The organism is Mucilaginibacter aurantiaciroseus, assembly GCF_024055595.1.
GTDB lineage: Bacteria > Bacteroidota > Bacteroidia > Sphingobacteriales > Sphingobacteriaceae > Mucilaginibacter > Mucilaginibacter aurantiaciroseus.
The window spans coordinates 1,523,424-1,537,356 of sequence record NZ_JAMXOF010000001.1 but is presented as its reverse complement, the minus strand read 5'-3'; the positions used below and the strand labels follow the sequence as shown (position 1 = coordinate 1,537,356).

Genomic DNA, 13,933 nt, shown 5'->3' with positions numbered 1-13,933 from the left:
GAAGTTCGATTAATACGCTTGATGATCTCTAAACAAGCTCTGCTGTTGTGATAAGGGCATTTCCATAAGCCGGCTTTGTCTTCAGTGCGCATTACGTCGCCGTTTACGTAAATGCCCCAAAACCATTCGCCATTTTTTTTATCGAGGATACGCTGATTTACGAATTGCCAGTTCGCTATTGATGTATGCTAATAAAATACTTAAAGCCATTAAAATAAAGAAGGATTATTAATGAGTGGCATTTAAAAATTATGATAACTTTATATATTGATTGCCTTTATTTTATTACGAAATGCAATTAAAATTGGGCTTACTTTATTACAAAACAGATGTAAATTTGACTGAAAATTGCAGCTATTATTTATCTTCGTAAAGGCAATCTGAAAAGACAAGTTTTCCACAACCTAAACGGTAAATTTGTCCTGAAAATTATGTGAATTTTTTGTTACTGAAAGCGTATAAACTACTGATAATCATAATATATATATTTATTATAAGGCAAATTGTTATTATATATATAATTTACTTTTTTAGAAAGTAATATCCCTATGTTATTTAAATGATATTTCATTTGTATTAAAAATTATTTTCTTTTGTGGCAAATGCTAATCTTTTATAATAACCGTGTCAAACTTAGTTTAGATCGTAATTAACAAGCCGATAGTTAGCCTATAGCCGTTACGCTCCACTATGTTTAATTGGGTTTTATCAATTTCGCCGCTATTTAAAAACAATTCATCTATGCCTTTACCTGTTTGCCAGGTATAATAACCGCCGTCGGCTTGCAGCGCAATGTTTTCGTAAAGTTTATATCTCAATCGAAGTTCCCCGTCGATACCAAAACCCTTGGCGGTATGGCGGTAGCTAACCGGGTGCTGAAAAGTTTGGATCAGGTTCCAATCCGCTATAGCGTTGTAGTTTACCTGGTTGTATGTTATAGCGGCGGATAAGCTAAATTTATTGCTGATGCCAAACGTTGATGAAGCCCTGATAAAGGGGCCTTTCCAGTTGGCTTTATAAGTACTGTTTAGGTCAGGGAAGTTACCAGTCCGATCTAAAATGTAAAGCGATTGAGTGTTAATGCCATAGCCTGCATTTGCACTTAAATTAAATTTGGCGTTGTCGATCAGTTTGTAACCCGCCGATGCCGACCAATCTCTTGAATATCCCTTGTCGGCGTTAAAACGTTCGTTATACGCCATATTGGTACGGTTATCACCGTTGTAGTCATTATCTGTAACCGTCCCCGATCTAATATATACGTATGAATAATTGGCAGCTAATAACAGCTTACCCAAAATATTCCAATCCAATACCGCTGCAACGGATTGCCCGCCAACCTTCGTCCATTGCAATTCTGAATACACATTTGGGTTTTTGCCGGCAATGTTACCTGCAATAGACCATTTCAAATCCTGTTGGGAGTAGCCTGTAGTTAGGCTAAGCGATAATTTTTGAGGCTTTGCTTGCCCGTAACTCATACTTATGCAGGTAATTATAATCAGGCAGGTAAATAAAAGTCTTTTCATTGGTATATAAAAAGCCTGCCTTTTTAAGGGCAGGCTTCAACTTATATATTTATTGGTTAATGCCAAATGCTTCCCATCCAGATGCTGTAGCTCTTGTGCAGGTCATGGCCTGTGTACCATTTTCGCTGGAAATAAACTTGCCATTATTGCCCCTAAAAGTTATTTTACCATCGGCGGCAGGTACCCAGTCGAATTTTTCCCAGTCGCCTATAGTAGTTCGGTTACAGGTTATGGCTTGCGTGCCGTTTTCTGATGATACGTATTTATTCATGGCGTATAAAGCAACTTTGCCATTGCCTGCATCAATTATCGTGAATTGCTCCCATGCCTGCGCTGTTGCACTTGTACAAGTCATGGCTTGCGTGCCGTTCTGGCTATTTACATACTGGTTGTTAAAGCCTTTCAGTGTAACTGTTTGGCCAATTGGTGCAGTGGTGCCTGTGCCGCCGGTTATGTTGTAAACACGTACATAATCTACCAGCATATTGGAAGGTAACGCACCGTTGTTAATGGTATTGCCCGGCAGATCACCCCCTACTGCAAGATTCAGGATCAGGAAGAACGGTAACTGAAACTCCTCGGTACTATTAATATTGTTTTGGATATTGCCGGTGTTAAATAACGTGCCATCCACAAACCATTTAATGCTATTTGCATCCCATTCAACCGCGTACAGGTGGTAATCGGTAACGTTACTAACCTGGGTGTTGCCGCCATAATAAACGTGCCCGTTATTGTTCCAGTGCATGGTGCCTAATATAGTATTGCTGGTATTAGTTTGCTCCATAATATCAATTTCGCCACATTGCGGCCAGTTCACCTGGCCTATATTGGCACCCAGCATCCAAAATGCCGGCCAGCTCCCCTGGAAAGCCGGCAGTTTAATGCGCGCCTCTATCCGGCCATACTTTACCGTAAATTTACCTGCGGTGGTTATTTTACCCGATGTATATGGCTGACCGCCCATGCTTTGATTTTTGGCAGTAATAACGAGGTTGCCCCCGGTTACGGCAACATTGGCCGACGAGTAATACTCTTTCTCGTTATTTACGTTGGGGTTGCCGTTATCTATGTTCCATTTGCTGCCGTCTACCCCGCTGCCGTTAAACTCGTCAGACCATACCAATGTTAGTGCCCTCGGTGTGGTGGTGTTTTTGGCGTCCGCTTTAGCATCGCCAGACTGGTTGATATCTTTTTTACAGGATATAATAACGATTCCCGCCGCCAGGACTATGCCGGCGCCTTTTAATAATTTTAATAATTGCTTTTTCATATAAGTTTGGAGTTTAGTTTATTGGTTTATACCGAATACTTCCCAGCCAGATGCCGTAGCGCGAGTACAGGTCATGGCCTGGGTGCCGTTTTCGCTGGAAATGAATTTTCCGTTATTGCCCCTGATGGTAACCTTGCCATCTGCAGTAGGCACCCAGTCAAATTTTTCCCAGTCGCCAATGGTAGTGCGGCTACAGGTTATAGCTTGTGTGCCGTTCTCTGATGAAATGTATTTATTCATGGCGCGCAAGGCAATTTTACCAGCACCGGCATCAACTACCGTAAATTGTTCCCAGGTAGAGGCCACAGCACTGCTACAGGTCATGGCCTGTGTGCCGTTCTGGCTATTTACGTACTGGTTATTAAAACCTTTAAGGGTAATGGTATAGCCAATTGGTGCGCCGCTGCCCGGCGCGCCTGTCCATTTAAAAGTTGCCACCGCACCTGCCGCTAAAGTATAACTGAACGATTCGTTGCCCCATTTTACTTTGAAATTTACATCGACGTTGTCGCTGTTTGAAGCGATAAGCACTTTGGAATCATCGCTGTTTTTAAAGGCAACGTTTTGGATACCGCCCGCAATGTTTGAGCTAATGCGGACCGCGCCCGGCCTTACAAATTTGGAAGCATGGGCTACAATGTAATAGCCTACATTACGGGTAATAGATGTACCGCTAACCGTAATGCCACCTAAACAGGTGCTGCAACCTCCGTTGGTATGCGGGTTATTGTTAGGATCGGCAGCTAAATTCCACTCCAGAACATTGCGGCTCCAGTTACGGGTTGCACCAATTATGAGGGTATTGATATGCCAGCCCAGGTCGCCGCCAAAGTTGCTTGGCGCGCCAACCCATTGCTCGGTGAAGTATACGTTTTTGTTTGGATAAGCATTGTGCACATCGGTAAGTGTACTGATGTTACCTGCATATAAGTGAAAGGCAGAGCCATCTACATACTGGCTAGCGTTACCAACCACGGTGGTAGCGTAACTTGGCACATCGGTATTATGATCATAAGCGATGATCTTGGTATTTAACCCGGCGTTGCGCAATTGCGGGCCAAGGTTATTATTGATAAAATTTACCTCCTCGTTGGCCTGCATTACCATACTTGGGTTATTGTATGGGTTAAGTGGTTCGTTTTGCGGGGTAATGGCATCAATGGTAATACCCTGCGCTTGCATGGCTTGTATGTATTTTACAAAATAACGGGCGTAGGCGTCATAATAAGCGGTATTTAGGCTGCCGCCGGTATAGCCATTGTTGCCGGTAGTATTAACCTTCATCCAGGTAGGGGCGGTCCATGGTGTAGCCAGTATTTTAATATTTGGGTTGATAGCCAGGATAGCTTTCAGGATAGGCAGGAAATCGGTATTTTCCTGGGCGAGGCTAAAGTTATTCATGTTAACATCGCCCGAGGTTTGGTTATAGGTAAAATCGGACGAGCTAAGGTCAGACGCACCTATGCTGATACGCAGGTAGCTGATACCTATTTGCCCATTGCCTGTACCAAATAGTTCGTTTAGCACGGCGGCTTTATTGCCGCCTAATCCATTCAGCAGGCTTGCACTACCGCCGGTAAGGGTAAATCCAAAACCGTCAATGCCTTGGTAAGTCACACTTTCGTCAACGGTAATGGTGTTTGTATTTGTACCTGCATCGGCGGTAAAATTCACCGTACTTGGGGCCAATAGCGCGCTTTTGTCCCCTTTAGTTAAAAATACAGTTACCGGCCCGGTTGCGGCACGTACTGTAGTGCCCGTTGCTCCGGGAACATCTGAAGCCAGCGGCCGAACATCCTTTTTGCATGCATAATTTAGCAGCGCAAAAGCAATAAGGCTTGCTGCCATCATTTTTAAACTGTAATTAATTTTCATAATAGTTATTTGGTTTAAGTAATTGGTTTGCATTTTTTGATTTAAGCGGGCACAATAACTAATTAACTGTTGTTTAAAAAAAGTAAGCGTAAGCGATCCGAAAGACGGAGCCTTGAACATTTATTTTTTCAGGAAAATAGCAGATGCCGTTATAATTGGTTAAGACAAATTTAAAGCAATTTCTACGTTGTAAACAACTATAAAGTTTATAAATACTTGATAATTAATTAATTGTATATGGTTTGATACGCTTGTATCACATTGTATTTTTACAGGTAAGTGGGTTTGAACGGCTTAAGCCATCATTGAAAAAAAATAAAAAAAAATAATGATACGCTTTCGTCGCAATTTAATTTTAGCGAAATAGTATTAAAGGATGTAAATATCAGACCAACTTTAATTATTATATAAATAAAGTGGTAGGGGCTTTTTAATTTATCAAAAGAAGTAGTAACAATTGATGAAAAATCAAAAGCAATAAATTATCAACGAGCTTGTTTTTTGTAGCTATTTTGTTGACATAGTTTCCATAACCAGTTTGCTCCAGCCTTTGCTGCCGGCATTGCGCAGTCCTTTTTTCATACCCTCCATTATCTTTTTGATACGGGTACTGTAAGCCCAACAGGTGCTTTGACGGATGGATAAGATCTCGGATAACTTATGTGATGATATCTGGCCTTTTGTAGAATACATCAAAAAGATTATATAAAAAGCTTTGTTGATGGGTATGCGAGTATTTTGCAAAATAGTGTGAGCAATAACAGATTCCTCATACCCACATTTAGAACATCGGCGGCTGTAAGGCTGGTGCCCGTTACCATAATGATCGTTAGCGCATTTTTTGCAGGTGTACCCATTCACCCATTTGATCTCTGCCATGAATTTAAAACAGGTCTCCTTATCGGGGTAGATCCGGCTAAACTCCTCAAAATCAACATCCGTAAGCATAACCCGATCATGTGTTACTTTTTCAATATCGTTATGCAGTAAAAGGTTGTCCTTTTCCAGTATGACATTCATCCGCGAAATCTCCTCAGCTTGCTGCTGAAGCAGCTTATTTACCTGGGTAAGCTCGGTGTTCTGTATCGCGATAACTGATGATTGTGCCATTATTTCCTGTGTACGTACTGCCACCTGTTCTTCCAGTCTTTTATTAAGCATGTCCTTTAATTCCTCATTCTTTTGCAGTTGCTTTATCATGCGCTCCTGTGCCTGGTCTTTTTCGCGCTTAAACAGACGAAGGCGGTCACCAATAGCAAATGTGATGAACAGCATCTCCATTATAAAGCAAAAGCTAAGGCTGTAAAAATTAAGGGCTGTAACTGGCAGCCACCATATGTTTAAAGCAATAAGCGTTTTAATAACAAAACCAAAAAACAGAAAGCTATATCCAATTAAAAAGAACCGCGCAGGCCTGTAGCCTTTATGTAATATGTAGCAACCGGCGGCATATGAAAAAGATAAAGGAATAAACTCTACTATTTTATACTCAAACCAGGCCCTGTTGATAAACAGGCACGCCAGGAAAAATATGCAGCGGCTTATAAGGATGCCATTAACTATATTATTAAAGCGGGGGGCGTTGACTTTTAAATTGAGCAGGCTTTGTGCAAAAAGAGTGGCGAATATGCTGGCCAAAAAAAGTGCTATCCCATAGGCATAATGGTTCCAGGCGGGGGCCATTTGCCATAGGTATTGGTATGCGATGCCATCGGTACACATTTCATAAAGGCCTATGCTGAGGTTGTAAACAATGTAATATAGGTATTGCCTTTGCCTCATGGCAATAAACATCATGAAGTTATAGAGGCCAAAAACCAGTATCATACCGTAGAATATCCCGAAGAAAAAATACTCATCGAGCGCGTAGCTAATAAACCAGTTTACAGATCGTAGTACGATTATAACATTAGCCGACTGGTTGGAGCGCAGGCGGAAGTAGTATACATTCTGTTTCTTCAGATCATTATTGAGGTTAAGGCCAAAGTTTTTATGTCTGTATAAACGATCTGCAAAGGGGCGATTGCTACCTAATTGCGTAACGGTATACCTGTTGTAGGCTGTCGGTGAATAAACGGTTATGCTATCAATGGTTTGGTCAAAAAACTCCAGGATCCAATTGTTCTTTGTGGCGATGGATTGGTTAAGCGTAATGCGGTACCAGTAGGTAGCATTAATATTTTTTAGCTGAGGAGTAGGATTAAGGTTTGATTTAAACTTGCCGCTAAACGCAGGGTTGCTAATTTGCGAAATGTTTAATCTGTTGCCGTCTTCTACGTAATATTGTATTTCGCCATAATTGAAAACATGCTGTTTGGCGGTATCGGTTACAGGTACAATTACCTGTGCTTTTACCAGGGTTAAACTGCAACCCAATAAAAAAACAAGGCATAAAAAGCCGGGGTACACTTTATACATGCAATAAAGAGGTGTTTTGCTTTTTGCACCCGGGGAGGCTATACAAAAGCAGGTTTATAATTTAACTAAGCTAAATAAATTTAGTTAAATCGATAAAAATAGCTTTTTAAATTTTTTGTAAAAGTTGGTTTATTATTTTAGTTATAAAAGTTATAGCTACCCCTAAAGAAAATAATAGCGCGAATGTCATAACTACAGCGCCAAGTTTCAGAAATGCCCAGGCACTTACTGTCTGGCCATCGCGCCTTAATGCAACCAGCCACAATATGGTTGCAAGCGAGCCGGTAATAGATAGGTTAGGGCCAAGGTCAATATCTATTAAAACTGCACTTGTTATCAATTCGGGAACCCGGCCCTGTACTACATTACCCGCAATTAAACCCGCTGATAAATTATTCTTGAGGTTACAGGTAAATGCTACAGTGACAACGCTTCCTCAGGCTGTTGCTACTACAGAATGTGATGCCTGTTGATGGCGGAGGTGGGTCAAAGTTTGGATCAACCCTGTTTTATTAATTGCTTCTACAATAACAACAGACCTGCAACAAGCGGCAATATTCCCCACGATACACCTTAACGATCTTTATTGGATTTTTTTTAGCACGGATAATTAAGACTATTGAAGTCAATATTCTGATAATAGCTGTGGGTAGCCCCACCTAAACGTTTAACACTCGAAGATACCAATAAAATAATTGCTGTAACACTAATGCCTATTAAAGCAGTTTTTGCCGCCCTATGATAAATTAAGTATAGGGATGTCCGAAACTATTTTCTCCTTTAAAGCATCGCGTCAAATGGCTTCTGTTATTTAAAAAAGGGCGAATAATTAAACTTGCTATAACTAAAAAAGAAATGATCCATATAAAATTGGAAAAAAATGCAGAAATATTAATTTATAACCTTTCTTAATTAATACATTATTACACTACTATAAAAATTATAGTACAAAATTGAATTAAATTTGATGCGAATTAACACTTCATAACAGCATATAGCCAACGCTGCAGAAACACGAAGGAAGTGTTATACCAGATAAAAGAATAATTTATACTAATGCTAACATAATTTCATGATAAATAACGACAGCATAAATAACATAATGGTAGAGCAGGTAATAACCGACCTTGAACACGAATATTATAGTTCTGCTTTTGATACCCCATTAAGGCCTGATGCATTTGAGATGGATGATGATACCAAAATGGAACTGATAGCCAAACATTTTACCGGTATTATGCAGGTTTTAGGGATGGACCTGGATGATGACAGTTTAAAAGATACGCCGAAGCGGGTGGCCAAAATGTATGTAAAGGAAATATTCAGCGGCCTTAATCCGGCTAATAAGCCTAAGCCGACATTATTTAAAAATATATTTCAATATAAGCAAATGCTGGTGGAACGCAATATTGCGGTGTTCAGTAACTGTGAACATCATTTTGTACCAATAGTTGGCAAAGCTCACGTGGCTTACATCAGTAACGGGCAGGTAATCGGCTTGTCAAAATTAAACAGGATTGTTCAGTATTGTTCTCAGCGGCCACAGGTGCAGGAAAGATTGACCATGCAAATTGCCAATATGCTGAAAGAAGCTTTGGGTACAGATGATGTAGCGGTTATTATTGATGCACATCATCATTGTGTATCAAGCCGGGGCATAAGGGATGCAGGCAGTACCACGCTTACGGCCGAATACTGCGGGCAGTTTTTAAATACAGAAACAAAAAATGAATTTTTAAAATATATTGGGTAAATGGATTTTAGTGTAGAAATGGTTTAGGCAATTTAAAAAATTTAAGATGACGAACTTTAAAAGTGACGAGATATATGAGTTGGAAAAGCATTACCGGATAAGCCTTATCAATAGCTTAATTGGTTACCGGGCTTTAAATTTGTTGGGTACAAGCAGCACAGATGGCATAACCAATTTATGTATTATAAGTTCTGCTTTTCACCTGGGGGCAAATCCTCCGCTTATTGGTTTGGTGCTTCGGCCGGAGCGCGAGCATAACGATACCCTTATTAATATTAAGTCAACAGGGGAGTACACACTTAATAACGTGTTACCCGATTGGTATATGCAAGCACACCAAACCAGCGCCAGTTATCCATCCGGGGTTTCTGAATTTGACGCATGCGGTTTTAAAAAACAATATATTAAAGGCTTTAAAGCGCCTTTTGTAAACCAGTCCAACATTCGTATCGGGCTGGAACTTCGTGAAGTTATCGATATGGAAATTAATGGCACTACTATAGTCATCGGCGAAGTTGTTCATATTTTAACCGAAGATGCTTTGATAAAAGCAGACGGAACTATTGATCACATTAATGCAGGAACGATGACTGTTGCCGGCTTAGATACTTATTACCTTCCGCAACTTGTGGGGCAATTGAGTTTTGCAAAACCTGGTGCAAAACCTTATTTGTTATCAGAGGATAACGATTTTATTATAAATGGATGAAAAACGACGCTGAGGTAATTATTATTGGAGCCGGTTTAGCCGGGTTAACCGCTGCCAAAGTATTAAAGAAAGCAGGCAAATCGGTACTTATATTGGAAGGTTCTGATGCAGTAGGCGGCAGGGTACGTACAGATGAGGTTGATGGTTTCCTCCTCGACAGGGGTTTCCAAGTGTTTTTAACCGCCTACCCTGAAGCAAAGCGTTTTTTAGATTATGACGCATTAAAGCTTTGTAAATTTGACCCTGGCGCTTTGATACTCAATAGAAAAGGGATTACTAATATGGGCGATCCTATCAGGCAACCTAGTTCTCTTATAAGTACACTACTGTCTCCGGCAGCAACATTTGCAGATAAAATGCGGATGTTAAAGCTCAAATTAGTACTTGGCCGAAAAACTATAGAAGAAATATTTGCCGCGCCAGAGATTACGACCACGGAGTATTTGAAACGCAAGGGTTTTAGCGGAAGGATCATGAATCAGTTTTTCCGGCCTTTTATGACGGGTATATTTTTGGAGGATCAGTTAACTACATCAAGTCGGATGTTTGAGTTTGTGTTTAAAATGTTTAGCGAAGGCGATGCTGCAATTCCGGCAGGAGGAATGGGGATGATTCCCAAACAGCTAGCCGAAGGATTGTTACCTGAAGAGATCATATTTAATCAGAGAGTATGGGTTATAGAATCTAATTCTGTAACAACAACAAACGGAAAAATTTACAAAGGCAACTTCGTGCTCAATGCAACAGACCAGTTAAATTCACCGGCGCCAATTGTAAATATGCCTGTTGCTCACCATTCTGTGAGCAATATGTACTTTACATCGTTAAAAAAGCCTTTTATAATGCCCCTCATTGCTTTAAATACTTTGCCTGGTAAACTCGTTAACAACATAGCAATTATGGATTGTATATCACCTGCTTACTCAAAAAGTGGTGATGCTTTAATTTCACTTTCGCTAATTGGCAACCATATCAAAGCCAATCAAAAGGAACTTCAGGAAAATGTTATCAATGAGCTTAAATTTTGGTATCCCGATGCTATCAACTGGAAGCATCTAAAAACATATCATATCGATTATGCATTGCCGAATGATGAGCATGTGCGGAACATGCCGGATTATAAAGACATTCGCTTAAATGCCCAATGCTTTATTTGCGGTGATTATTTAATGAATGGATCAATTAATGCAGCTATGAAAAGTGGCAGGCTTGCTGCTGAAGCTATTATACAAGCAATACCCATAAATGAATAGTAATACACCATATAACAATGAGCTGCTAAATAAAAAGCGGTTGTCGGGCGATTTGCAGGCTGATGATTTTATTAGGCTGGTTTTTGCTGATGAAGCAAAAAAAAAGCAATTACAGCTGTGGATGGTTGGCAAATCAGGATTTGAACATTTGAAGTCATTAAAGAATGCTTTCCCTGGGTTTGATTTTATAGATAAGGCTAACAGTTTGCCTAAATGGGCGCAACCAAGATTAATGAAGGCCGGAGCCGCTTTTTATAGCCGGCATTCCGAGATCATAATGAGCTTATTGGGCTTGTTATCATTACCTTATTGCTATAACGCTGCTAATGGTGCTATGGTGTTGTATTTATCTGAATTGATACGCAAGCAAACTACCAAGAGGCTTTATGATACCGCCATTTTTGTTTGGGAAGTGATGGGGCCTGATGCTTTTAGTAAGGATGGAAAAGCTTATGAGGAGATCTTAAAAGTACGTATCATGCACGCTGCGGTTCGATATTACACGCTTCAAAGCGATAAGTGGGATAACAGCTGGGGAGTGCCAATCAATGAGGAGGACATGGCGGGGACCAACCTTTCTTTTTCACTTATAGTTATTCGCGGGCTACGGATGCTGGGGTACAATGTAAGCCACGAAGATCAGGCAGCGTTCATGCATATTTGGGCGGTAGTTGGATCTTTGTCGGGATTGGACCAAGACCTTATTCCTGAAAATTCTAAAAAAGCGCAGCAACTGGATTCTCTTATTAAACAACGGCAATTTCAAGTTTCCAAACATGGCCAGGAATTGACACAGTCCTTAACCAATCATATCTTAGCTGTAAATAAAAGCAAGGCAACTGCAAATGATATATTAGGCCTGATGCGCTATCTTCTTGGAAAGGAAATTGCTGACATGCTGGCAATTAAAGCGCCTGAATTACCCGCTTATAAGCTTACGCTTATAAAAACATTAAATTTGCTAAAAAGCTTAAAACCACAGGGTGATAGTAAGCAAAGCTACTATAAGGCTTACGCTGCGTTCAAAATGCAAAACCCGGAAGTAAGTAAAAGGAACTAAATTTGAACAACCGGCCGATACCTTTTAATTTTAAATAACTATGAAATCATACCAACTTATTCACCAATTGATTAGCCTTGTAGAGGAACTGGAAGCTGAGAACCATTCGCGTGAAGTTTCTATTCAGGATTTTACAGGTTTTTTGCTGAATAAAGTTGGCGACCCTACCGGGAACAATATTAATAATGAAGTGAGGTTTGGTAACAGTGATACCACAGCATTGGATATTGCCTACCAATTGGATAATAATATTAGCCGGCTGTTTGTTTTTATGGGCCGTTACGCGAAATCTTATATTAAAAAAGCTTTGGAAGGAACGTCTTTGCAAACTACAGAAGATTTTACGGCGTTAGCAATTTTGCTTACGCACAACCATTTATCAAAGAGTGAACTGATCAGCCATAATTTGCAGGAAAAAACATCCGGTACAGAAGTGATCAGGCGGTTGATTGCTTCTGGGCTCGTAAGGCAATGGGACGATGTAAAGGATAAAAGAAGTAAGCATATCGCTATTACTGCCGAAGGGAAAGGGTTATTATTCAGCGTATTTGAACATACCAGTTATGTGGGTAAGATCATTACCGGAAAACTAACGGTTGCTGAAAAATTCACCTTACAATATCTTCTACAGAAGCTTGAAAGCTTTCATTTGGAACATTACGAAAAGAAGACGATACTGAACAAAGAAGACCTAAAAAGAATAGCTTCGGAAACCATACCGGCCTAAACAAAGCCTTAGTTTTTGAAAAGATAACCGCTATAAGCCAAGCCCTTGGCCACGCTTTTAAAATTATCTCCTGAATTAAGTTTGACATGCGGGAACTTTTTCCTAAACAGACTTTGAATACTGCTAACCATTGATGTACCCCCAGTAAGGAAAAGACTGTCGATATCCTTGGGGGCGATATTGTTTTTTTGTAAGAAAATTTCAAGGTAGTTTGCGATCCGTTCAATATCCTTGGATATAATATTTTCATATTCAGCCAGGCTAATATTCTCGTCTATATCTATTCCCAACTGATGATAGCGAAACGATGCTTCGTTTTTTTTGGTCAGCCTGATTTTCATTTGCTCGATAGATTGAAAAACCGAATAACCCAAGTTATTGTCGATCAAAGTAATCAGGTTCTTGAACTTTCGGTCGTTGCCCGAAAAATAGTAATAATCTTCAATGTCTTTTTTAATACGCAGGCCGTTAAAAAAATTCATCTGTTCCCAGGAACAAATATTGGCGAACAGGGAGACAGGTACGGTTAAGACTTTCCCCGGTGTTGCTTCATATTTGGAATTTTTACCAAAATAGGGTGTGCCCTTTTCCCACATAAAAGCCGAATCAAAACTATCGCCACCTATGTAAATGCCACCATTTGCCACCATGTCACTTTTACGGTCATTACTGTTCGCTTTTTCAGGGTCCAACACCAGGTAGGTGAAATCTGTGGTGCCGCCGCCCAAATCGGCCACTAATACCTTTTCCTTTTTAATAAGGCTTTTTTCATATGCGAAGGCCGCTCCAATTGGCTCAAACTGAAACCGTACATCTGTGAAACCGGCAAGTGCGGCAGCTTTCTGAAGCCTGGTTTGTGCTAAGGTATCCTTTTGTACGTCGTCATCATCAAAGTACACCGGCCTGCCTATCACCGCTTTTTGACAATCATGGCCAGTTAATTGATCTGCACGGTCTTTAAGCTCTTTTAGAATGATGGCGACGAGGTCTGACGCATTGTAGCGCTTATTATGAATCCGGGTCTCAGTAAAACTGCTGCGCGACAGGACCTGTTTTACCGATTTGATGAAACGCCCTTTCATATTGTCGCTGAGGTAAGCTGCAACGGCCGCTTCACCAACCACATGTCCTTCAGCCATATTTTGATGAAAATAAATTAGCGAAGGAATAATGATCGTATGGGTTATTTCGCGGCTTTCCTCGTCAAAAATAGCCAGGGCCGAGTTGGTTGTGCCAAAATCAATTCCGTATAAATATTGCTTCATTCCTTAAAATTGAAAGGCGGCGAAAGTAAAAAAAAATAGTTTAGGAACGAAATTAGGGCTTTCAATAGAAC

11 protein-coding genes are annotated in these 13,933 nt (G+C 40.3%); 5 read left to right on the top strand and 6 right to left on the bottom strand.

What is annotated here, in order from left to right; genetic code table 11:
- Window positions 1-638: 638 nt before the first annotated feature.
- The 5 genes from NAF17_RS07025 to NAF17_RS07005 all read right to left on the bottom strand — a co-directional run bounded on the left by NAF17_RS07025 (window position 639) and on the right by NAF17_RS07005 (window position 7,471).
- A complete protein-coding gene (locus NAF17_RS07025) occupies window positions 639-1,481 on the bottom strand; it encodes a hypothetical protein (protein WP_252757272.1) in 843 nt (280 codons plus the stop codon).
- A 97-nt stretch (window positions 1,482-1,578) separates the two neighbouring features.
- Window positions 1,579-2,802, bottom strand: a complete 1,224-nt coding sequence (locus tag NAF17_RS07020) for a family 16 glycosylhydrolase (RefSeq protein WP_252757271.1) — start codon at window positions 2,800-2,802, stop codon at window positions 1,579-1,581.
- An 18-nt stretch (window positions 2,803-2,820) separates the two neighbouring features.
- The gene (locus NAF17_RS07015; protein WP_252757270.1) at window positions 2,821-4,677 is read right to left on the bottom strand and encodes a glycoside hydrolase family 30 beta sandwich domain-containing protein; all 1,857 of its coding nucleotides are present in this window, start codon (window positions 4,675-4,677) and stop codon (window positions 2,821-2,823) included.
- A 507-nt stretch (window positions 4,678-5,184) separates the two neighbouring features.
- Window positions 5,185-7,095, bottom strand: a complete 1,911-nt coding sequence (locus NAF17_RS07010) for a 7TM diverse intracellular signaling domain-containing protein (protein ID WP_252757269.1) — start codon at window positions 7,093-7,095, stop codon at window positions 5,185-5,187.
- Between the two features lie 106 nt (window positions 7,096-7,201).
- Window positions 7,202-7,471: an ArsB/NhaD family transporter gene (locus NAF17_RS07005; protein WP_370340881.1), complete on the bottom strand. Its 270-nt coding sequence runs from the start codon at window positions 7,469-7,471 to the stop codon at window positions 7,202-7,204.
- 696 nt (window positions 7,472-8,167) lie between these two features.
- On the opposite strand from NAF17_RS07005, the gene folE reads away from it, so the two are divergent.
- From folE to NAF17_RS06980, 5 genes are read left to right on the top strand one after another with little or no spacing between them, the layout of a single operon-like run.
- Complete coding sequence (folE, locus tag NAF17_RS07000) at window positions 8,168-8,848, top strand: GTP cyclohydrolase I FolE (protein WP_252757267.1); 681 nt, start codon at window positions 8,168-8,170, stop codon at window positions 8,846-8,848.
- Between the two features lie 46 nt (window positions 8,849-8,894).
- Window positions 8,895-9,557, top strand: coding sequence for a flavin reductase family protein (locus tag NAF17_RS06995; RefSeq protein ID WP_252757266.1), 663 nt, complete (start codon window positions 8,895-8,897; stop codon window positions 9,555-9,557).
- Window positions 9,554-10,810, top strand: coding sequence for an NAD(P)/FAD-dependent oxidoreductase (locus tag NAF17_RS06990; RefSeq protein ID WP_252757265.1), 1,257 nt, complete (start codon window positions 9,554-9,556; stop codon window positions 10,808-10,810). Before NAF17_RS06995 ends, NAF17_RS06990 begins: the two co-directional genes overlap by 4 nt.
- Entirely contained in the window at window positions 10,803-11,870 is a 1,068-nt protein-coding gene (locus NAF17_RS06985) for an oxygenase MpaB family protein (protein WP_252757264.1), read from the top strand. The genes NAF17_RS06990 and NAF17_RS06985 overlap by 8 nt, the downstream gene beginning before the upstream one ends.
- Window positions 11,871-11,910: 40 nt before the next feature.
- Window positions 11,911-12,597, top strand: a complete 687-nt coding sequence (locus tag NAF17_RS06980) for a MarR family winged helix-turn-helix transcriptional regulator (protein WP_252757263.1) — start codon at window positions 11,911-11,913, stop codon at window positions 12,595-12,597.
- Between the two features lie 8 nt (window positions 12,598-12,605).
- On the opposite strand, the gene NAF17_RS06975 is transcribed toward NAF17_RS06980, so the two are convergent.
- Window positions 12,606-13,862 (bottom strand): Hsp70 family protein, encoded by a 1,257-nt coding sequence (locus tag NAF17_RS06975; protein WP_252757262.1) that lies wholly within the window; start codon window positions 13,860-13,862, stop codon window positions 12,606-12,608.
- Window positions 13,863-13,933 lie beyond the last annotated feature (71 nt).